The sequence below is a fragment of the Vibrio sp. 5S239 genome, assembly GCF_041439575.1.
GTDB lineage: Bacteria > Pseudomonadota > Gammaproteobacteria > Enterobacterales > Vibrionaceae > Vibrio > Vibrio kanaloae.
In genome coordinates this window covers 280,870-304,028 of sequence record NZ_JBGOOM010000002.1, presented here as the reverse complement: position 1 = coordinate 304,028, position 23,159 = coordinate 280,870, and the positions used below count along the sequence as shown (strand labels likewise).

At 42.5% G+C, this 23,159-nt stretch carries 16 protein-coding genes; 12 read left to right on the top strand and 4 right to left on the bottom strand.

The window, feature by feature from the left end:
• The first annotated feature begins 48 nt into the window (after positions 1 to 48).
• Positions 49 to 597, top strand: a complete 549-nt coding sequence (locus ACED48_RS03400; RefSeq protein ID WP_017055150.1) for a YcbK family protein — start codon at positions 49 to 51, stop codon at positions 595 to 597.
• A 100-nt stretch (positions 598 to 697) separates the two neighbouring features.
• Positions 698 to 1,351: an MBL fold metallo-hydrolase gene (locus tag ACED48_RS03395; RefSeq protein WP_017055151.1), complete on the top strand. Its 654-nt coding sequence runs from the start codon at positions 698 to 700 to the stop codon at positions 1,349 to 1,351.
• 173 nt (positions 1,352 to 1,524) lie between these two features.
• On the opposite strand, the gene ACED48_RS03390 is transcribed toward ACED48_RS03395, so the two are convergent.
• On the bottom strand, positions 1,525 to 2,325 hold the full coding sequence (locus ACED48_RS03390) for a DUF2982 domain-containing protein (RefSeq protein WP_017055152.1): 801 nt from the start codon (positions 2,323 to 2,325) through the stop codon (positions 1,525 to 1,527).
• A gap of 220 nt (positions 2,326 to 2,545) precedes the next feature.
• On the opposite strand from ACED48_RS03390, the gene ACED48_RS03385 reads away from it, so the two are divergent.
• The 9 genes from ACED48_RS03385 (at position 2,546) to ACED48_RS03345 (ending at position 14,471) form a co-directional block, all read left to right on the top strand.
• Positions 2,546 to 2,938, top strand: a complete 393-nt coding sequence (locus tag ACED48_RS03385; RefSeq protein ID WP_017055153.1) for a hypothetical protein — start codon at positions 2,546 to 2,548, stop codon at positions 2,936 to 2,938.
• 514 nt (positions 2,939 to 3,452) lie between these two features.
• Positions 3,453 to 4,547: a TRAP transporter substrate-binding protein gene (locus tag ACED48_RS03380; protein ID WP_017055154.1), complete on the top strand. Its 1,095-nt coding sequence runs from the start codon at positions 3,453 to 3,455 to the stop codon at positions 4,545 to 4,547.
• Between the two features lie 196 nt (positions 4,548 to 4,743).
• Positions 4,744 to 5,289 (top strand): TRAP transporter small permease subunit, encoded by a 546-nt coding sequence (locus tag ACED48_RS03375; RefSeq protein WP_017055155.1) that lies wholly within the window; start codon positions 4,744 to 4,746, stop codon positions 5,287 to 5,289.
• Positions 5,290 to 5,298: 9 nt separating this feature from the next.
• Positions 5,299 to 6,582, top strand: a complete 1,284-nt coding sequence (locus tag ACED48_RS03370; protein WP_029626792.1) for a TRAP transporter large permease subunit — start codon at positions 5,299 to 5,301, stop codon at positions 6,580 to 6,582.
• A 106-nt stretch (positions 6,583 to 6,688) separates the two neighbouring features.
• Entirely contained in the window at positions 6,689 to 8,044 is a 1,356-nt protein-coding gene (locus ACED48_RS03365; protein ID WP_017055157.1) for a cache domain-containing protein, read from the top strand.
• Positions 8,037 to 8,675, top strand: coding sequence for a response regulator transcription factor (locus tag ACED48_RS03360; protein WP_017055158.1), 639 nt, complete (start codon positions 8,037 to 8,039; stop codon positions 8,673 to 8,675). The genes ACED48_RS03365 and ACED48_RS03360 overlap by 8 nt, the downstream gene beginning before the upstream one ends.
• A gap of 169 nt (positions 8,676 to 8,844) precedes the next feature.
• Complete coding sequence (locus ACED48_RS03355) at positions 8,845 to 10,443, top strand: BCCT family transporter (protein ID WP_017055159.1); 1,599 nt, start codon at positions 8,845 to 8,847, stop codon at positions 10,441 to 10,443.
• A gap of 258 nt (positions 10,444 to 10,701) precedes the next feature.
• Positions 10,702 to 12,273 (top strand): BCCT family transporter, encoded by a 1,572-nt coding sequence (locus ACED48_RS03350; RefSeq protein WP_017055160.1) that lies wholly within the window; start codon positions 10,702 to 10,704, stop codon positions 12,271 to 12,273.
• Positions 12,274 to 12,587: 314 nt separating this feature from the next.
• Positions 12,588 to 14,471, top strand: coding sequence for a methyl-accepting chemotaxis protein (locus ACED48_RS03345; RefSeq protein WP_017055161.1), 1,884 nt, complete (start codon positions 12,588 to 12,590; stop codon positions 14,469 to 14,471).
• Positions 14,472 to 14,795: 324 nt separating this feature from the next.
• Here the strand turns inward: ACED48_RS03345 and cydC are convergent, their stop codons facing one another.
• The 3 genes from cydC to trxB form a co-directional block, all read right to left on the bottom strand.
• On the bottom strand, positions 14,796 to 16,517 hold the full coding sequence (gene cydC / locus ACED48_RS03340; protein ID WP_017055162.1) for a cysteine/glutathione ABC transporter ATP-binding protein/permease CydC: 1,722 nt from the start codon (positions 16,515 to 16,517) through the stop codon (positions 14,796 to 14,798).
• Positions 16,510 to 18,294 (bottom strand): cysteine/glutathione ABC transporter permease/ATP-binding protein CydD, encoded by a 1,785-nt coding sequence (cydD, locus tag ACED48_RS03335; RefSeq protein ID WP_017055163.1) that lies wholly within the window; start codon positions 18,292 to 18,294, stop codon positions 16,510 to 16,512. Before cydD ends, cydC begins: the two co-directional genes overlap by 8 nt.
• A gap of 162 nt (positions 18,295 to 18,456) precedes the next feature.
• Positions 18,457 to 19,416 carry a thioredoxin-disulfide reductase gene (trxB, locus tag ACED48_RS03330; protein ID WP_017055164.1) on the bottom strand — a complete coding sequence of 320 codons (960 nt, stop codon included), beginning with the start codon at positions 19,414 to 19,416 and terminating at the stop codon, positions 18,457 to 18,459.
• A gap of 692 nt (positions 19,417 to 20,108) precedes the next feature.
• Here trxB and ACED48_RS03325 point away from each other — a divergent pair.
• Complete coding sequence (locus ACED48_RS03325) at positions 20,109 to 22,022, top strand: acyltransferase family protein (protein WP_017055165.1); 1,914 nt, start codon at positions 20,109 to 20,111, stop codon at positions 22,020 to 22,022.
• Positions 22,023 to 23,159 lie beyond the last annotated feature (1,137 nt).

The window sequence follows — 23,159 nt, the reverse complement described above, 5'->3', positions numbered from 1 at the left end:
TTATGTATCGTGCGTTTTTTGTTCGATGCAATTGGGTTTTCTTGCTGTATGTCTCAAAGTTTATTTTCTCGCCGTCAGTTTTTGGCTTACGCTGGTGGTACTGCTGTTATAGCTTCAATCACTCCTTCTATTGCTTTTGCTTCGTACCCAGATCGACCAAGAACGATTAGTATGAATAACCTTCACACCGGTGAGAGGTTAGAGACCTGTTATTTCGATGGCACTAATTATGTTGGTGATGAGATGGCTCGCCTAAGCAAATTATGTCGTGATTTCCGCCGAAACGAGATTCATCCAATGGATAAGAATCTATTTGATCAAATAACTCAGATTCAAAATGTCCTAGGTATTCAAGAAGAAGTTCAAATCATTTCTGGCTACCGCTCTCCAGCTACGAATGAAGCGTTACGCTCTAAGTCGAGTGGTGTGGCGAAGAAGAGCTACCACATGTTAGGCAAAGCGATCGATTTTCGTATTGATGGTGTGGATTTGAAAGAGTTGAGAGACGTAGCTAAAAGCTTACATGCAGGTGGTGTGGGTTATTATGCGCGTAGCAACTTTATCCATATTGATACTGGTCCAGTACGCAGCTGGTAGAGCTAAACTTAGTGGAAGAGCGATACGGTAGACACTTGTCAAAGTAGACATCCAATGTCATAGTTTGCCCAAATTTCAGTTTGCCCTCTAAGGTTTGTATATGTCTCTTAAGTATCAAGTTGTACCTGTTACCTCTTTTTCTCAAAACTGCTCGATTGTATGGTGTGATGAAACCATGGAAGGCATCGTCGTCGATCCGGGCGGTGATGTTCAACAACTAGCGGCTATCATCGAAGAACTAGGTGTTAAGGTGGTGAACTTGGTATTGACGCACGGTCACTTAGATCATGTCGGCGGCACTGTACCCCTTGCTGAGATCTTGAAGGTTAGCATTGTTGGCCCACACAAGGCAGATAATTTTTGGCTTCAAGGGCTAGAGAATCAAAGTCAGATGTTTGGTTTCCCTCTGTGTAAAGCCTTTGAACCAAATACTTGGCTAGATGAGGGGGACAAAGTGACTTTTGGTAACCAAGTTATCGATGTGTTCCACACTCCGGGCCACACACCTGGACACGTTGTACTGTTCAGTGAGCAAGCTCGTCTAGCATTCGTTGGTGATGTGTTGTTTAACGGTGCGATTGGTCGTACTGATTTCCCTCAAGGGGATTTCAACACGCTGATTGATTCAATCAAAACTAAGCTTTGGCCGTTAGGCAATGACGTAACATTTGTTCCGGGTCATGGCCCTGAATCTACATTTGGTCGTGAGCGCGCATCTAATCCGTTCGTAGCGGATGAAATGCCTTTATACTAATTAAGTCCTTGATTGACAGCCGGTTATTCGTGTTGAGGTTGATTGAAAAATTAAGCTTAGCTTTTGTACTGAAAGCTAAGCTTTTTTAATTTTACGCGTATGCGAGCATGCTTGTTTTAATATCAACTTTTAGTTTGTTTAAATTTAACGCTCTAATTTCAAACGTGCTCGTTTTAATCAGAAAGCCGCTCAGCTGCAGCCAAGTAGCGTCGAGCTAATCCAATAAACTCTTCTCCACTCATATTCAAATCTTGAGTTGATATGAAAATATCGTAACCGTGGAAACTTCTTTGGTACTTCATCCTATTCGCAAGCATTGCCTGTAACCCAGAATAGTTTTTAATGACTGTGTTTTGATTCTTCGGTTTATTGGATGAATCAGAGCTAGTCTGTGTTTGGCTATCGCTGAAACTAACTTCGTCAGTATTTTGTGATTCTTTATATTGGCTCAGTTCAACACAACCATTTTCAGTACAGCGAGTGTTGTAATGCGATGAGTCGAGCACTATATCCTCAAAGTTTGACTCTTTACCCGCTTGTTTAGCTCCTAGATACAAAAGTGATCGTTGGCTCAGCAATAACTCACAAGTGATCTTTGGGCAGATAGAGTCAAGATAGGGAGAGTAATCTTTAATCTTAATACCGACCCAAGGTAAAGGTTGGTGCCACCCTTCTTGTTCATAAGTACAAAGGCCAATCTTTTGAATGTTGCGCCATTGTAAAACCCAGCCACCTTTATAAAAGTGTTGCTGAAAATGAGTTGGAGTGAGTGTAAGCATCACTCTACTTCGCAGCATTAAATAATACCCAGTCCCCAGAAGAACAATAATACAAAATGCGCCGACGATTAGTAGCTTTGCATTGTCGCTGTATAGAGCAACGATCAAGCAAATGAAACCCAAAATAACAGTGATAATTCGGTACGAGCGTGTGAATGAAGGTAAAGAGAAATTTGTAAGGTGACGAGTGTCCATAGGCAACACCAAGTTTTCATATTTTTGTCTGGATGGATAACCAGTATATATGACCCTGAATTGATAAGTCGATGTTTAAATAATAGACGCTAGTAGACAATATCGGTATTTTTCGTCGACTTTCGACGCTTCACTCTACAAATAGTTCCTGTTTTTTGGTATAAATCGCGCTTCAAATTTTCACCACTGCGATAAGAGCAGTGAACTGGAGAAATATTCAATGAGACTTGCTCATAAGCGTAAGGTGCAGGCTAAACTGCAGAAACGCATTAAAGCGGCTGTAGTAAACGCAGTGGCAACGCCTAAAACAGCGAGGCCTGTCGCAGAGAAAGTGGTAGCAGAAAAACCTGTAGCAGCAAAACCAGCGGTAGAGAAAACAGTAGCAGCAACTAAAGACGTCGCTGTCGCACTGACTCCTAAGCAACAACAAGTTCTAGACATCGTTGTTAGCAATGCTGATGGCATTAACCCTAAAGGTATCGGTCTAAAAGCTGGTCAAGAAGACGCGAAAGCAGCTTCATGGGCAACAGGCGCATTGAAAAAACTTCTTGAAGAAAACCTAGTAGCGAAAGAACAGCTAGCAGGTAACAAGGTTATCTACAAAGCTATCTAATCCCTTAGGATTATATTCGCTTCGTTAAGTTTTTAAGCCTCGATCATCGAGGCTTTTTTGTATCTGACGAATCGTGCCAAACTCAGTTTACAGCTTCACATCTCATCTTTTGCTCTTCGAAAATGGTTCTCTTGTCTGACGTCCATGCACTTAATTAACAAGCATTAAAGTAGGGCGTCTGTAGTGAGAAATCGCTGGTTGATATCCCCAGAATGTAGCAACGAATTGATTCTCATCACGCAATGGGAATCAATTGTTAATTTCTGCTCAATAGATCTACTTAAGTATTTATCAATAAGCACTCTTCTCGTGAATAAAGTGAGTCCTTTAAAATCGACATATCTCAATTATCTCCTACGTAGTTCTACGTAATCCTTTGGTCTAATACATGGTTTGTGTGAGTCCGTGGTGCGTGCTCTCCCTGATATCTAGTTGCCTCATCAAGGTGCACTCTTATGTTGAATCATAAAAAATACTCAAAGAAAGAGTATTAACCCAACAAAAGGATGTGAACATGAGTCTCATTTCTAACTCCCTCACACGAGTTTTTAAAAACGTTGCGGTAACTGCAGCGGCTTGTTTAGCTTTGGTCGTTACCGGTGCAACTGCTGCTGATAAGGTTTATCGCTTGAAGCTTGCTGAAACATGGGGACCAAACTTCCCTGTATTCGGTGACGCGACCAAGAACATGGCTGCGATGGCTGAGAAAATGTCGAATGGCCGACTGCAAATCAGAATCGATTCAGCGAACAAACACAAAGCACCGCTTGGCGTTTTTGACATGGTTAAGTCTGGTCAATACGACATGGGTCACTCAGGCTCTTATTACTGGAAAGGTAAAGTGCCAAATACTCTTTACTTCACTTCTATGCCTTTTGGTATGACCCCTGCAGAGCAATACGCGTGGTTCTATCACGGTGGTGGTATGGAGTTGATGGAGCAGGTTTACTCTCCACACAACTTGATGTCATTTCCCGGCGGTAATACTGATGTTCAAATGGGCGGTTGGTTTCAAAAAGAGATCAACAGTGTCGAAGATCTACAAGGTCTGAAAATGCGTATCCCAGGCTTTGCCGGTGAGATTCTAGCAGAGCTAGGTGCTAAACCTACCAATATTGCCCCAGGAGAGCTTTACACATCGCTAGAGCGTCGCACAATTGATGCACTAGAGTGGGTTGGTCCATCACTTGATTTACGAATGGGTTTTCACAAGATCGCGCCGTACTACTACACAGGTTGGCATGAGCCGGGTTCTGAGCTTCAATTCCTAGTGAACAAACGCACTTGGAACAAACTTCCTGAAGACCTACAAGAAATCTTACGCGTTGCAATGCGCACCGCGGCTTACGACATGTACACGCAAGCAACACATGAAAGTGGCAAGAACTGGGTTTCAATAAAGACAGAACACCCAGATGTACAAGTGAAAGATTTCCCACCAGAAGTAATGTCAGCATTGAAAGAAGCGAACGATCGCCTACTTGCTGCCCATGCTGAGAAAGATGAGTTGGCAAAAGAGATCCAAGCTTCACAAGCAAGCTACCTAGAGCAAGTGCGCTCATGGACGGATATTTCACATAGAGCTTATCTAAATAGCCAAGCGAAATAATCGACAGTTGTTGAACTGAATCTAAATGAACCCAACGCTTTCCATATTAGGCAACTAAGAGTGAGTCAGTGGCGGGTTCATTTAAAACATAATAATTAAGCAGGATAAATCCTGTAATACGCCCAAGAACCCTTTCTACATCGAACAGCTTGTTAGCCCGCTGCGCGATGTCTTTTCAAATTCCATGGAGTCGGTAATGCGAAGTCTAATTTATATTGAACGCCTGTTTAATCGTATCGGTGACGCACTGGGATGGCTTTCCAGTATGTTGTTTATTTTACTTATCGCTAACGTCGTGTATGACGTTGTCATGAGATATGCCTTCAATGATGTCTCAATCGCTTTCCAAGAGATGGAATGGCATCTCTTCTCAGCCGTTTTCTTATTAGGTGTTCCTTATGCCATCAAAGCTGGTGGTCATGTGCGAGTGGATGTGTTCTACGAGCAACTGAGCTTCAAGGCACAAGCCATTATTGACCTGCTCGGCACACTGATCTTTCTGATGCCTTTCTGTTTGCTAGTTGCTTGGTTTGGAATTGATGTGGCCAAAGAGAGTTATAACCTTGGCGAAACCTCAGGTGACCCGGGTGGCTTGCCATATCGCTGGATCATTAAAGCCATGATCCCGCTGTCATTCTTCTTAATGGCACTCAGTGGCGTCGGTTTGATCCTGCATTCATTGAACAAGATTTTTAATCCGCACCTTATCCATGCAAATAATATTCATGCAAAGAACAAGTAGAGGTTGAACATGATTGGAATAGTAATGTTTTTCGTCGCCTTGTTTGCACTTTTACTTGGCTTCCCAGTAGCGTTTACCTTTGGTGGTATCGCGTTAATCTTTGGTGTTTGGGCTGAAGGTATTGAAATGTTTGCCTTCATGCCATATCGAATTCAATCGATCATGGAAAATACGGTGCTGATGGCCGTTCCATTGTTTGTTTTCATGGGGCTTGTTCTACAAAAGACCAAGCTTGCTGAGCAGTTGCTTGAGTCAATGGGGCGATTGTTTGGTGGTGTTCGAGGTGGTATCGCTATCTCAACCGTACTCGTGGGCTCACTACTTGCCGCATCAACGGGTGTAGTAGGGGCCTCAGTAGTGGCAATGGGGCTTATCTCTCTGCCCGTGATGCTCAAGTACAACTACGATAAAGGCTTAGCCTGCGGCACCATCTGTGCTTCTGGCACCTTAGGGCAAATCATTCCGCCATCCATCGTCTTGATATTACTGGGTGATGTATTAGGTGTGCCGGTTGGCGACTTGTTCCAAGCGGCAATTTGGCCGGGCGTGATGCTAGTGGGTGCTTATATCGTGTACATATTGATATACGCGAAGCTAAACCCCGAGTCGGCTCAGCCAATCGAGCGCGATGACTCGATTAGCCGAAAGCAAGAAGTGTTTAATGCGCTTAAAGCGATTCTCCCACCGCTAGCGCTCATCATTGTGGTATTGGGATCTATCTTTGCAGGTGTGGCAACGCCAACTGAATCGGCAGCGTTAGGTGGTGCTGGTGCATTGGTTCTCGCACTGTTATACGGTCAGTTTAGTTGGTCGATGGTATTTGCTGCGTCTAAAGAGACAGTGAAGGTTACCGCAATGGTCTTTGCTATCTTGCTTGGTGCTACTGCATTTTCGATGGCGTTTACTTATACCGGTGGCGACTATCTAGTCGAAGAGTGGATGCTGCAACTGCCAGGTGAAAAGTGGGGCTTCTTAATCATCACCATGTTGGTTATTTTGATTTTGGGTTTCTTCATCGACTTTGTAGAGATCTGTTTCATCATCGTCCCGATCATAGCGCCAGTGGCTGAATTGATGGGCATCAACATTACTTGGTTCGCTATCCTTATCGCTATGAACCTACAAACTTCATTCCTAACGCCGCCATTTGGCTTCAGTTTGTTCTATTTGAAGGGAGTTTCACCGAAAGGCATCACTACCAAGGATATCTACCGAGGCGTGATGCCGTTCATTCTGATTCAAATCATCGTACTTGGATCACTTCTCGCTTTCCCATCTTTCTATGGAATGTGAGTGAAGCCTAGAATGTGAATGATATGTTTCAACGGCTATCTATAAATTGGTAAAGTAAAACGGCTTATTGATATTCAGTAAGCCGTTTTTTTTGTGAGGGAAAGGAATGTCTCTTAAAGCTAAGCTGATTTTGCTGACGTTACTCCCGTTGCTGCTTGTAACCGCGAGCATAAGTTGGATCTCGTTACACCAAACCAAAACGTTGGGTGCGAAAGAGGTCGAGATCTTCAGGGACAGCTTAATTAAATCTCGTGAAAACGCCCTCAAAGATACGGTCGATCTCGCATTTGATGCCATCGAGCACATCTACAACGACCCTGAGATCCAAGAAGCACACGCTAAGACTGGAGTTCGGAGTATATTATCTAAACTTAGATATGGATCCGATGGGTATTTTTTCGCATATGATCGTCATGGAACCAATTTAGTCCATCCAATACAGCCTGAATTGATAGGGAGAAACTTACTTCAACTGCAAGATGAAGATGGTGACTTTCTTATAGAGGCCCTGCTGAAAGAGGCTCAAACGGGGGGCGGGTTTCACCAGTATTTGTGGCAAAAGCCATCAACTAGAGAGGTCGTTCCGAAGTTGAGTTATGCCGCTTGGTTAGAACGATGGGGATGGATGATTGGCACGGGCTTGTATATTGAAGACGTGCATCAGGAAGTGGCTTCAATGCAGGACGCGATCAACAAAAATATTGAAACCACGTTCTTTTCTATCGTTGTAATTATTAGTGTGACAGTGGCGGTCATCATTGTGCTTACATTAGCTATTAACATGCATGAACACCGTATTGCCGATAACAACTTAAAGGAACTTGCCCATAAAACGGTAATGTTTCAAGAAGACGAAAAGAAACACTTAGCTCGTGAACTACATGATGGTATTAACCAGTTATTAGTCTCAAGTCGATGTCATTTGGAGTTGTTAGGTTATAAATTACAAAGTGAAGATCTGAAGTCCCATTTGAATAAGTCTCAGCACTCATTAATGAGAGCAATTGAGGAGGTCAGGCATATTTCTCACCAGCTTCGCCCTAGCTCCCTAGATGATATTGGCTTGGAAGCGGCTTTATCGTCATTACTCTTGGATTTTCAGGCTCACTCCGGTATTGAAGTTGATACTTTATTTAAAACCAATCCTGGAAAATTGAAATCGGAGGTCGCAACGACCTTGTATCGAGTTGTGCAAGAGTCATTGAATAATATAGAGAAGCACGCAAAAGCGACCAAGGTAACGGTTATTGCACAACAAATCGGCAATGTATTGCAATTGCTGATTCAAGATAACGGCGTGGGCTTTAATACTTATAAAGCGATGGAAAAACGAGGGATTGGCCTACGCAATATGAGAGAGCGAGTCGAATTCATTGGCGGTGATTTTGAATTGATGAGCGAGATTGGCTTCGGAACGGAAATTACAGTGTTGTTGACACTAGAGGGATTAGTGAATGAGTGAAGTTATTCGAGTTGTGATCGCTGACGATCACCAAGTGGTACTGGATGGCTTTATGGCGAGGTTGGAGCTTGAGTCAGATATTAGCGTGATAGGTACTGCTAGCAATGGTTTAGAAGCGGTAGAAATAGTTAAAACTCTTCGTCCTGACGTTGTGTTAATGGACATCAGTATGCCCATCATGAATGGGATTGACGCGACTAATCAGATCAAAGAAGAGGATTCTGAAGCGAAAGTACTGATGTTGACCATGCATAACAACCGTGAATACATCATGAAAGTGATGCAGTCAGGAGCGGTTGGATATATGTTGAAAGAGATTTCTGCAGAAAAGATGGTTCAAGCGATCAAAACGGTGAATCAAGGTTCGACTTATTTTTGCGAAAAAGTGACGCAAAATCTATTTACTCAGCCAATTACCCCGACACAATCTGTAAAGAATCCATTGAGCAGACGTGAAGAAGCGGTGTTGAAATTAGTAGCGAAAGGGGAGAGTAGCAAAGAGGTCGCGAAGACGCTGAATATCAGTTATAGGACAGTCGAAACTCATAGGCAAAATATTAAGCATAAGCTGGATATTCACTCAACTGCAGAATTGGCTAAGTATGCTGTTAATTCTGGGCTTGTAGAGTGATCTTACGCTAAATTACATCAAAAGTGTAATTTAATTACTAACTTTGCCATTTAGGCCAACTTTTTAGAGGTTTTTTTAGTATTTTTGCGACAGGTTGATATTATTTTTTCCAAAATGTAAGCGCCGAATGCAATGTTGCAAACTGTGCGCTACAAATTAGAGAGGAAACATGAAGCCTGTAAAAGATAGGTATAGTATTGAAAATACCGATTATACAGTTGGACAAGATAACATTCAGAAATGGGGCTTTGATGTTCATAACCCTGTATTTGGAATCAGTGCAGGAGCGATCATTATTTTCTTGATCGCTCTTCTGGTGGCAGATCCAGAAACCGCGAAAGCCGCACTTGATGGAATTAAATGGCAGGTCATCGGTAACTTTGATGGTTTGTTCATGTGGGCTGCAAATATCTTCTTAATTTTCTGTTTTGCCCTCATTGTATCCCCTTATGGCAACATCCGCCTAGGTGGCAATGATGCCAAAGCAGAGCACTCTAGCCTTTCTTGGATGTCAATGTTATTCGCTGCGGGCATGGGGATTGGTTTATTGTTCTGGGGTGTTGCAGAACCTGTTGCTTATTTCACGGGTTGGTATGAAACCCCATTGAATGTTGAAGCCTATTCTCCTGAAGCTGCAAAATTGGCATTAGGTGCAACGATCTATAATTGGGGCTTACACGGCTGGTCTATTTACGCCATTGTTGCGTTAGCGCTTGCCTTTTTTACATTCAATAAAGGATTACCGTTGTCAATTCGCTCTGTTTTCTACCCTGTCTTAGGGGATAGAACTTGGGGCTGGTTTGGTCACATTGTGGATATCGTTGCGGTATTAGCGACATTATTTGGTTTAGCAACATCGCTAGGCTTAGGGGCACAGCAAGCTACCAGTGGTATTAACCATGTGTTTGGGACTAATGGTGGTATTGGCATGCAGTTGATTGTTATTGCTGTGGTTACCTTTTTGGCGACGATGTCGGTTATCCGTGGTATCAACGGTGGTGTCAAGCTTCTAAGTAACGTTAATATGTTGGTTGCTTTAGCTGTGTTGGTCTTCGTAACCATTGCAGGTGGTATGGCGGGCATCAAATCGATACCAACGGCCCTAATGGGTTACGTAGAAAACTTTATTCCTCTAAGTAATCCACATGGCCGTGATGATGAAACTTGGATGCAAGCTTGGACAGTATTTTATTGGGCATGGTGGATATCTTGGTCACCATTTGTAGGCATGTTTATCGCTCGTATCTCTAAAGGTCGTACAATTCGTGAGTTCATGGTCGCTGTATTGTTTATTCCAACATCGGTCATCATTATTTGGATGGCTATCTTTGGTGGTATAGCTATCGATCAGGTGGCAAATAAAGTTGGTGAGATCGGGGTGAATGGCCTACAAGATATTACGCTTTCTCTATTCCACACTTATGACGCACTTCCTATGAGCTCTGCGCTATCTGTTGTATCAATCGGCTTGATTATGGTGTTCTTCATTACTTCTTCAGACTCAGGTTCGCTAGTGATTGATAGTATTACCTCAGGGGGGAAAGTTGATGCTCCAGTTCCACAGCGTGTATTTTGGGCATTAATGGGGGGTGCTATTGCGGCTGTTTTACTGTGGGTTGGCGGTACTGAATCAATTCAAGCATTGCAAGCTGGAACGGTATCAATGGCATTACCATTTGCGTTCATATTGTTGTTTATGTGTCTAAGTTTAACGCTTGGTTTACGAACAGAAAATCAATTGGTTCAACAACAAAGTGCTTTGAGCTAAAAGTATTTTAGAGTACAAGGTCGATGTATTCGGCCTTTGTCTCTTCATAAATTTGAGTAATTACGTGAATTTTGTTTGAAAATTAATCGAACTGATTCTGATTTACTGAAAACAATAAGTTAACCTGCTAGACTTTCAACATCCAAGTATTTGAATTGTTGTGACAACATGCTTGTTCTACTTGGATCGTATGTTCGAGTTTATGATTAAGTCACAGGTAAATTAAAGGATATTAGTAATATTCTGTAGAGAGGGATAATGACTAAAGGTATAGATAAATACAGTATTGACAGTACGGATTACACTGTCGGTCAAGATAACGTCCAAAAGTGGGGGTTTGATGTTCACAACCCTGTGTTTGGTATTAGTGCAGGACTTATTGCTCTTTTTCTGATTGCTATTTTACTGACAGATACTGCATCAGCAAAAGCCGCTCTAGATGGTGTGAAAGGCCAAATCATCAATTCATTTGATTGGTTGTTCATTTGGTCGGGCAATATTTTTGTTATTTTCTGCTTGGGCTTGATAGTTTCTCCGTTTGGTAAAATCCGTCTTGGTGGTGTTGATGCAACCGCTGACTATTCATTTATGTCTTGGCTCTCCATGCTATTCGCTGCAGGTATGGGTATCGGCTTAATGTTTTGGAGCGTGGCAGAGCCTGCTGCGTACTTCACTGGTTGGTATGAAACGCCGCTTGGTGTTGAAGCTAACACACCTGAAGCTGCTCGATTGGCACTTGGTGCAACCATGTATCACTGGGGTCTACATCCTTGGGCGATCTATGGTGTAGTGGCACTTTCACTTGCTTTCTTCTCTTATAACAAAGGGTTGCCTCTTTCTATTCGTTCTATCTTTTACCCAATTTTAGGTGATAGAGCTTGGGGTTGGGCTGGTCACATTGTTGATATTCTTGCGGTTCTAGCGACACTCTTTGGTTTGGCTACATCGCTAGGCTTAGGTGCTCAACAAGCGGCAAGTGGTATTCAACATGTATTTGGAGTTGAAGCTGGTCTAGGGCTACAAGTTATTGTTATTACGGTAGTAACTTTACTTGCCGTGGTTTCTGTAGTCCGTGGTATTGATGGCGGTGTTAAAGTTATCAGTAATATCAACATGTTAGTTGCTTTTATGCTACTAGTTCTGGTTGCGCTGATTGGTTATGCCGTTACTTTTGCTTCAATACCAACTACATTGATGGCTTACATCGAAAACATTATTCCGTTGAGTAATCCTCACGGCCGTGAAGATGAAGCGTGGCTGCACGGTTGGACTGTGTTCTACTGGGCTTGGTGGATTTCGTGGTCTCCATTCGTCGGTATGTTTATCGCACGTGTTTCTAAAGGTCGTACTGTTCGTGAATTCATTACAGCTGTACTGATTGTTCCTACCACTGTGACTATCATTTGGATGTCAGTGTTTGGCGGGATGGCGATTGATCAAATCGTAAATAATATTGGCATACTTGGCCAAGATGGTCTGACAGATGTATCACTAGCAATGTTCCAAATGTTTGATGCTCTGCCGTTTGGTACGCTGCTATCAATCATTGCGATTGTATTAGTTCTTGTGTTCTTCATTACATCATCCGATTCTGGCTCTTTAGTTATCGATAGCATCACCTCTGGTGGTAAGGTTGATACTCCAGTTCCTCAACGTATCTTCTGGGCTTTCCTCGAAGGTGCTATTGCGGTAGCTTTACTGTGGGTTGGTGGTACTGAAGCAGTACAAGCTCTGCAAGCGGGTGCAATATCAACTGCATTACCGTTCACTATCATTTTATTGCTGATGTGTGTGAGTTTGCTAATGGGTATGCGTACTGAAAAGCGCTAACTCCTAAGATTCACAGTGATACATGGTTTTGTATCATCGTTGAACATTAGATAATACGAAAAGCAGGAAAGGGAACTTTCCTGCTTTTTTTGTGGCTGTTTACCACCTAATAACAAATCTCCTTCCCCCCACACTTTCTAAATAACCATGCTTAAAGTGCCGCCTTTATTTTGGCAAAATGCCAAGGAATTGACATAATTTAAGTTTATGGTTTATCTAAATTATATAACGATATTAAATTGTGAAATCGCTCGAATTTAATACTGATATTGGGTAATATGCGCAGGATTTCCCACCACTCGTGAAAACTTATAATGAAAATAACACTTAAACAGAAGCTTATAGGCGCTAGCCTATCTGCTGTTGTCGTTATGGCAACAGCATTGACTTGGCTATCAGCAAATCAATTATTTGAACAGACTCATAATGGCGTATATCTACGAGCAGAAAGCGTATCAGAAGCAGCATCTGAAGGTATTAAAAACTGGATAACTATTCGTAAGGATATCGCTTCGGCATTTAATGAGTTTTCACAAGAAAGAGATGTTGTCCCTTTCCTTAAGCAAGCTCGTATCGCGGGTGGCTTTGACGATATTTTTTTAGGTACTCCAGAAGGCGGAATGTACCGTTCACATCCTGATCGTAACCGTGCAGATTACGACCCTCGTCAACGCCCTTGGTACCAAGAAGCAAACGCGGCTGGCAAACAAATCATAACTACTGCTTACCAAGATGCGATCACGAAAGCGCTTTTAGTAACGATTGCAGAGCCTGTTCGCCACAACGGCAAGCTTGTTGGTGTAGTCGGCGCAGACGTACTGATCGACCAATTGGTTAATGACGTAATCAGCCTGGATGTGGGTGACAACGCATACGCAATGCTAATTGATGCCTCTGACGGCACGTTCCTAGCACATCCAGATTCAGCGTTAAGCTTGAAGCCTGTGAGCCAACTTTCAAGCGATATCTCGATGTCTATCATTGAGAATGCTGTGCGTACTGGCAGCATAGAGAGCTTTACACAGCGCGGTGCTGAGAAGCTTCTTTATTTCACGAAGGTTCCTAACACTAACTGGATCTTTGCGGTTCAGATGGACAAAGCAACAGAAGAAGCGAACCACTCAACACTACTTACTCAGTTGATCACAACGGCTGTTGTGATCACATTAATTGTGATCGTACTGGTTTCTTGGTTAGTGAGTTTCCTCTTCCGCGACTTAAATCGTGTTTCTGCTGCGTTAGAAGAAATTGCATCAGGTGAAGGTGACCTTACTCAACGACTTGAGCCTAAGAGTGATGATGAGATTGGTAAGCTTGCTGAAAACTTTAACCGCTTTGTGGGCAACATGCACACTATGGTTGTTAAGCTAAGCGAAGTGTCTGCTGCATTGGGTAACCAAGCACGTCAAACGGCTTCTCAAGCTGAAGAGCGTAGCTCTCGTATCCAAATGCAACAAGACGAAATCAATATGGTCGCAACAGCTGTTAACGAAATGGCTGCTGCAACACAAGAGATCGCGGGTAACGCCGACCACACCGCTCAGAACTCATCTGAAGCCGTTGGCGCGTGTGAACACGGTACTGGTCAAGTGACACAGACTCAAAGCTCAATCCAAAACCTTGCTCAAGAAGTTCAAATCGCAACTAACGTAATTCTAGAACTAGAAGAGCACGGTAATAGCATCAACACTATCTTGTCTAACATTCAAGGCATCGCTGAGCAAACTAACTTACTTGCACTTAATGCTGCTATTGAAGCTGCACGTGCAGGTGAGCAGGGTCGAGGCTTCGCAGTTGTAGCGGATGAAGTTCGAGTGTTGAGTCAACGTACACATGGTTCAACGCAAGAGATTCAACAGACTATTGAACTGCTGCAAGGCACAACAGGCAAAGCGGTTAACATCATGAATGATAGTCGTACTCTTGCTGAAACCAGTGTCGATGACGCGAACTCAGCAGCTGCAAGCCTAACGCAAATTCATGCAGCCGTTGAACGTATCAGTGATATGGCGACACAGATTGCTTCAGCTGCAGAAGAGCAAGCTTCAGTAACATCTGAGATTACTCGCAATACCGAAGGAATTCGTGACGTATCTAATGAACTAGCAGACGAAGCGCACCAAGCCGCCGAACAAGCTGCTCAGCTTTCTGAGCTGTCTCATGAACTAGAAAGAGAAATCAGCCGCTTCAAGCTTTAAGTGAATAACTAAAAAGTAGAAGAAAGTAACGTTTAGTCGTTAATACGCTACAACGAAATTGAAAGCCGAATGTGATTATCATATTCGGCTTTTTTGCATTTGCGCATGAGAGAGTTATACCAATCAGAGTAACTCAGCGCTCATAAATAGCGCGTTATCAACTTGCAGTTCTGGTAACGTCGGTTTGACATTGGCACTACCATTAGTCTCCTGTGTGCGTTACCGGCTTGGTGTGCATAGAGGAACTGATAGTTCGAGGGAGCGGATAAAAAAGCCCGAGCATAAACTCGGGCCTTGAATGGTTTTTTATAACTTATGAAGAAGCTAGATTGCTTGGCGAAGCTGGAAATAACGTCCTTCTTCGTTTAACAGCTTCTCGTGAGAGCCATTTTCTACAATCTCGCCTTGTTCAATCAGAACGATAGAATCCATCGACTCTAGACCAATCAAGCGGTGCGTGATGAATATAACCGTTTTGCCTTCAAAGTGCTTTTCGAACATTGTCATAATACTTTGCTCTGTTTGCTTGTCTAAGCCTTCTGTTGGCTCATCGAGAAGCAGGATAGGGGCATCATGAAGAATCGCACGTGCGATACCAATACGGCGCTTCTCACCACCAGAAAGTTGACGACCACCGTCACCTAACCAACTATCAAGTGCATTATTCTCAAGCAGCTTTTCTAGGCCAACGTCTTTTAGGATATTCGCTAAGTGATCATCGGTTGCTTCTGGTCTTGCAATCAACAAGTTGTCACGGAGAGTACCATTCAAGATGTCTACTCGTTGGCTGACCACGCTGATTGATTCACGAAGTTGTGATTCATTCCACTGTGTCAGTTCAATGCCCGCAATTGAGATATAACCCTTTTTCGGATCCCAGTAGCGCGTTAGCAGCTGAATCAGAGTCGATTTACCAGAGCCCGTTTGACCCACAATCGCAACTTTATTCGTTGCCGGGATCGTTAGGTCGACAGCGTTCAGAACACTGCGCTCAGAATCAGGGTAGTTGAACGTCATATTTGAGAACGTAATATCAAGCGGTTTGCTGATGTCGAGTTTTTCTTCAGCGAACTGAACTTCTGGCTCAGACAGAATCACTTCGTTCAAGCGACGTGCTGAAGACAGAGTTTGACCTAAATGCTGGAATGCACCTGCGATTGGCATCAGCAGTTCAAAACTTGCCATGGTTGCGAACGCCATTAGCGCGATGAACGGGTCTGGTGCATTACCGCCCACGCCATCAGCGGCAAGCCAAAGCATAAGAACAAGCGTCAAACCGTTGAACAGCATCAGTGCTGCTGACGCCATACCGGTTAGGTTAGCGTTTACAAACTGATTCGCCATCAGCTTGCGTTGAGTCTCTAGAATTGCATTACGGTAACGCTCTTCAGCACCGAACAGAGTTAGCTCGCTGTAGCCTTCAATCCAATCTAGCGTAGTAACACGAAGATCCGCTTTGTTCTGTGTCAGCTCACCACCGTTACGTTTCCCCAGCTTGTAGAACAAGACTGGCCAAACCAGAAGCATGATGAGAAGGATTGAACCTAAAATTAAACCAAGCGAAGTATCGAACCACATCAGGAATAGAGTTAGGAAGAAAATTCCGAACACACCAACCGTCACTGGACTTACTAAACGCAGATACACGTGGTCCATTGCGTCGACATCAGCAACCAAACGGTTAAGTAGGTCAGCGTCACGAAGGTTTGAAATACGACCCGGGATCAGCGGTGCCAGTTTCTTGAAGAAGAAGATACGCAGATCTGTCAGTAGCTTGAATGTCGCATTGTGGCTCACAACACGTTCGCCCCAACGCCCCGCCGTTCGGCCCATGGCTAAACCACGTACACCGCCACCCGGCAGCATGTAGTTGAAGGTTTCACGCGCAATCGTAAGGCCAGCAACCGCAGAAGCTGAAATAAACCAACCCGATAGCGTTAACAAGCCGATAGAAGCGGACAGAGTAGCAAAAGCCAATAGCATGCCTAGCGATAGGCCAAACCAATGTTTTTTATAGAGTTTCAGGTAAGGCAGTAAATCACGCATCTAAATTACCCTTATTGTCTTGTTGAGCTAAGTTCGCGTTAAGCATCTCTTCGAATAAACCACCCGCAGTTGAAAGCTGAGAGTAATGACCTTGTTCAACCAGCCCACCATCGCGCATAACCAGAATATTATCGACTGACTTAAGGGGAGCAAGTTGGTGCGTTACAAGCAGGGCAGTGCGGCTTTCAATATTGCTATTGATGCCTTTCATTACCAATTGTTCGCTACGAGTATCTAAGCTGGCAGTAGGTTCATCGAGCAACCAGAACTGACCGTCTTGAATCATCGCACGAGCTAAAGCCAAACGCTGAGATTGACCAACAGACAGACCGCCCGAACGATCAGAAATCATGTAATCCAAGCCGTGTTCGTTTACGAATTCGTTAGCAAAAGATTGCTCGAGTGCATTCTCGACAACTTGGTCAGTAATATTTTGCTTACCAAGGGTGACGTTGTCACGAATTGTGCCGTGCAGTAGCAACGGGTTTTGACCAACCCAGCTAATCGTCTTACGCCAAGAGGCTAAGTCTAGGTCTCGCAATTCAATGCCATTGATTTTCAAGCTTCCTTCATAAGGCATGAAACCAAGTATGGCGTTGATCAAACTTGTTTTACCCGCACCGCTTGGGCCAACCAATGCAGTCGACTGGTGAGTATTAAGCGCAAACGAGATAGGGCCAACCAGTTGAAAACCTTCAGGGCTCAACACTTTCAAGTCTTGAGCTTCAATATTGATGCCTTGGGTTGGGTTTAGTTGAGTGTCACCTGATTTAACCTTAGTGATGTCTGTTTCTAGGAACTCGACAATACTTTCGGCTGCGCCAACCGCTTGTTGCTTCGCGTGGTAGAACGTACCTAAGTCACGCAGAGGTTGGTAAAACTCCGGTGCCAAGATAAGAATAAACAGACCCGCGAATAGAGTAATGCCAACGCCGTAATGACCAAAGTTCAGTTCACCGATGTAAGTGAAACCGAAGTAAACCGCCGTCATCGCAATCGAGATAGATGTGAAGAACTCAAGAACCGCAGAAGACAAGAAAGCGATCTTCAATACATCCATGGTACGAGTTCGGAACACTTCAGAAGCACCTTTCAATACTTCTGTTTCTGCGCTTGTACGATCAAACAGACGAATGGTTGTCATTGATTGCAAACGGTCGTAAAAGTGACCTGAAAGACGCTGAAGTGCTTTAAAGTTTTTACGGTTTGCATCTGCGGCTTTCATGCCGACAAGCGCCATAAACATCGGTACCAGTGGCGCGGTAATCAAGAAGATCAAGCCGGCAGCCCAGTTTATCGGGAACACGACTACAAGAATGATAAACGGAATCATCACCGACAAAGACATCTGAGGTAAGTAACGAGAGAAGAAGTCTTGCATGTCTTCAACTTGCTCTAGCAACAGGGTTGCCCACGTACCCGCAGGTTTGCCTTTGATATAAGCAGGGCCTAACTCACGTAACTTATCAAGGATGAGTTGTCTGATGTAGACACGGATCTGTTCACCACAGCGATAACCTGCGATTTCACGTCCCCATGTACAGCCAGCACGGCCAACGACCGATAATGCCAAGCCTGCGAAATGACCAACCAGTTCAGATTTATCGACATTCTCGATGATCAGCTGGTGAAGAATAGAGGCGAGAAGAGCTGCTTGAGCAATTAAAAACACGCTTGAAAGTACGCCAAGGCTAATCGCAATCATAAGCCAGCGTTTTGCTAACTTACTTTGTTGCTTCAGCCACTTATTCAAGCTGCGTTGTTTTTTCTTATCCATTATGAAGGCTTAATGATAATTATTATTCGTTGAGGGCCAGTAGTATACAAAAGAAAGCCCAGTGGATATACCACTGGGCTCTAGGGATTTATAACAAATTGTGATGACGCCCTGCATCCACTGAGGCGAGGACTTCGATATTTAAATCTGTAATCTCAGATTTTATTTATCGTTCAGGCCGTCTAGGAAGCGTTCAGCATCCAGTGCAGCCATACAACCCGTACCGGCAGAAGTGATTGCTTGGCGGTAGTTGTGGTCCATTACATCACCTGCAGCGAACACGCCTGGGATGCTGGTTTGTGTTGCGTTACCTTCCAGACCAGACTGAACGATGATGTAGTCATCTTTCATGTCGACTTGGCCTTTGAAGATTTCAGTGTTCGGCTGGTGACCGATAGCGATGAACGCGCCCATTACTTCGATATCTTCTGTCTTGTCAGACTGAGTATCTTTAATGCGAACACCAGTAACGCCCATATCGTCGCCCAGAACTTCTTCTAGCGTGCGGTCAGTGTGAAGAACAATGTTACCGTTCTCTACTTTGTCCATTAAACGCTTCACTAGAATCTTTTCAGCGCGGAACGTGTCACGACGGTGAACTAGGTGAACTTCAGACGCGATGTTAGATAGGTAAAGTGCTTCTTCAACAGCGGTGTTACCACCACCCACAACCGCTACTTTTTGGTTGCGGTAGAAGAAACCGTCACACGTTGCACAAGCAGAAACGCCACGGCCTTTGAATGCTTCTTCAGAATCTAGACCTAGGTACTTAGCTGATGCGCCTGTTGAGATGATTAAAGCATCACATGTGTACTCGCCAGAATCACCTTTAAGGCGGAAAGGGCGGTTTGATAGGTCGACTTCGTTAATGTGGTCGAACAGGATCTCTGTTTCAAAGCGCTCTGCGTGCTCTTTCATGCGATCCATTAGTGCTGGACCCGTTAAACCTTCAGCATCACCCGGCCAGTTTTCCACTTCTGTTGTGGTTGTAAGCTGACCACCTTGCTGCATACCGGTAACAAGTACTGGGTTTAGGTTTGCACGAGCAGCGTAAACTGCAGCTGTATAGCCAGCAGGGCCAGAACCAAGAATCAATAAATTACAGTGCTTTACGTCGCTCATGAGGACTCCGAAATTGAATTTGTTTTTATTTATAATCGCTTAGGATTGTATGGAAAATATGGAGGCAATAAAAGGTTAAACAAGGGCTGAAGTGTAATTAATCGTTATAGGTTAGAACTTAATGGAGACAAACGTTTTCGTGGCTGAAAAATCAGTAAAAACGCGCAAAGGTTTATGGGGGGTTGGAGCCGGGATTACGAAAACGTCCGGTGCACTAACTCTAGACTTGTATTTAGGTAACCAACCTTCCGCTTGTCTATTTTGAAACCGACCTTGAAGAAATTTACATGTTTTAGTACGCGCAAGGCTAGTTGTCAGTTCTGAAGTTCAAAGTTGGGCAGAAATGTTTTAGATCATTCCACCTAAGGTGCTTCTGTCATGAAATGGATAATTACTTTGTCTGTGAGCAAAAACTTCGTAGAGCACGACTAAACTAAGCAAAAACAAGATTTTTACATCAAACAAAACTAGAATATTATAAGTTACATATATTGTAATTGGTAGATAACTAGTTACGTTACAAACATACAGCCCTGTTTTTAGGTACTTCGGTGTTTTTTGATACAAACACGCCCGTTTAACATAATAAGAACAATGATAACCTCTAAATGAGTCGAGGCTATGATTTCTTGTCTTGTATTGCAGTGTCTTGTCCTTACAATACTTCGAAGTTTTGATTTTGAGTATATGTGATGAATTTTAGATATGACATAAATGGTTTGAGAGCGATAGCGGTAATTGCTGTAGTTCTATTCCATTTTAACCCTGCTTGGGTTCCTGGTGGTTTTGCTGGCGTTGATGTGTTTTTTGTTATCTCTGGTTTTTTAATGACAGGGATAATCTTTAAAGGTCTAGAGAACAATAATTTCAACCTCTTTAAATTCTACGTAGCTAGGGCTAATAGAATAATTCCTGCTCTTGCTGTTTTGTGTTTTGTTGTTTTGGCATTGGGCTATTTATTATTAATTCAATCAGACTCATTTACTAAGTTAGCGAACCATGTATTTAGCAGTATACTCTTCTTTTCAAATATCAGTTATTATTTAGAATCTGGTTACTTTGATGCAGACCCTAAAGATAAGTGGCTTTTACATACATGGTCACTCTCGGTTGAATGGCAGTTTTACATCCTCTACCCTATTGTTTTAGTGGCATTCAAGAGGTTCTTATCTTTAGGTAACTTAAAAAGATTAATTATCACTGGAACGATTTTAGGTTTTTTGTTTAGCGTCTTAGGCACAATGAAATGGCCAGTAGGAGCTTACTACTTACTTCCAACAAGAGCTTGGGAAATGATGATGGGTGGTGTAGCGTTTCTTTATCCCTGGCGCTTACCCGAAAATAAGAAGAAACTTGTAGAACTTGTAGGTTTAGCCTTAATCCTTGCTTCATATTCTTTTGTGTCTAGTGATATAGCGTGGCCTGGTTACTTTGCTTTATTGCCAGTTTTGGGTTCTTACTTGATGCTTGTTGCGAATCAACAATCTAGCTTTATTACTAATAATATATTTTTTCAAAACTTAGGTAAGTGGTCATACTCTATATACCTTTGGCACTGGCCTGTAGTTAGTTTTTCATATTTGTATGGTTTAAAAATAACGACTCAAATTGCTATTGTAATGTTCTTACTTAGTGTTTTGTTAGGGTGGGTTTCATTTGTTTTATTTGAAAAACGTAAATATAGATATGACTTTCTTATAGTATTACCAGTTATTTTTATTTCTGTTGCCATAACTCAATATGACATTAAGACATTCAAAAATAGATATATAGAATCTGTAGCTAAATCGATTGAGCGAAAACCATATGATTGTTTCGATAGAAAGGGGCAAAGTCGTCAGGATATAGTAGTTTGTAAGCTTAGTAATGGACATAGAAAAGTTGTAGCTTTAGGTGACTCTCATATGTACTCATCTTTACCTGCGTTAGAAGACTTGTCTTTATCGAATAATATTGAACTGAGTTATGTAGGCTTTAGCGGTTGCCCACCTTTGTTGGGCATTTACCCTATAAGAAGTGATCAAGAGAATAAGAATTGTCACAACTTAAACAAAAGGGTTATGAAGCATGTTATTGCTAGCAACGTGGATGTTATTTATCTGTCCGCTAGATGGACTTATTACACTCATGGTACCTACTTAGGTAAAGGTATTCAATACCTTTCAAAACTAAGTAGCGACGATAAAAAGGATAGAAATAAGTCAATAATCGCTTTGAAAGATGGTCTAAATCAAACTTTAAAATCTTATTCAGATGCAGGTGTGAAAGTCGTTCTTTTATTGCAAGTTCCAATGCAATTAAGAAACCCAGATAAACTATATTTTGATTCATTAAGTATTTTTGGTGTAGATGTCGATTTGTTAAAAAGAACATCATTAACTATTGATAAACATAAAGATTTTCAAATGTTCACCAATAATCTCATAAAGGAAGAAGCAAATAAATTTTCGAATGTGGTTTTGTTAGATCCTACTAATGTTTATTGCCGTTTTGGTCATTGCCTTGTTGGGGATGAGAAAGAGTCATTTTACTTTGACGATGATCATTTATCAATAAGAGGTTCTTATCAACTTCAAGAGTTGCTATTGCCACTCATTGTTAATTGAACATGAATCTCGCTATACTGTGGCTTAGATATCTACAATGAGTAACATAGAGTGGTTAGCTACCAATTTATTTCCGATTCTCATTGCCGTTTAACCACAGTGTATTAATCACTTCCGCAGCTTCATCATAACGTGGATTCACTTATGTTCATCATACTGACGCCCTAGCACTTGCCCAATTTGTGATTATCAGGAAGAACGTCCTCTCACGATTCAATTCCCACTAGGTCTAATAATCGAGTTTTGTTACATTGTCGTATTCGCCGCTTTATTCAGAATTCTAGGGTTATTTGTTGATATAGATGGTTAACTCTTATCATTGTGAACAGCGCTTCATACGACTTCAGGTCGTACGGATATAAATGAGTTACACGTTTCCCCAAATGGGAATTTATTAATTATTTACAATATTCTAAAGCGTTAGCTTAGTGATCAAATTCATCTCACCATTGCGCTAAGTAGAGCTAATAAAAAGTATGATAAAATATTTATGCTAATAATTTATTTATTTTGGCTCCCCTTTTAAGAGCACGTTACAATAAATATCAGGTTCATTCCCTTGTAAAGATCTATATAGATGGGTTGATTCTTTGCTACTTGCTACTTGCTACTTGCTACTTGCAACTGAAAGCTCAATTGTATCGAAATATAAATCGTTAGGGTCTACGAAACCGGAGGCTTGCTTGTAGATATCGATACAGTATTGAATTTTGGATTTTCCCCAATATCGAGGTCTAATATTTGCCTCTCTTCTGATCTGAGGTAATGTCTTTTGAATGGTCTGTTCAAACGCTTCATGCTTAGGTTGCCAGATACCACTGAGTAAAATCCCTCCACAATATCCCACTTCAAACATCTTCGATACTGAAAGAGCAATTAACTCGCTGCCTTAAAAGAAAGAAAATCAATTGAGGGCGGCCGAGTTCCCCCCGAACTCGACCTGTCCAGACGCGCAAGAAAAGGCTTGTGAATTTTGGGTTACTCGCAAATTAACCAGCTTGATTTTGTTGGCTAAGTCATCAGTAGCTTGGCATCTGATAGGTAGGTCGTATTTTACTGTGCAAAAATATAGAAATGAATGATGGCGATAGTGAGGGCTGAGCTTATGTAAGGAGGCTGGCATATTGAAGAGAAAGG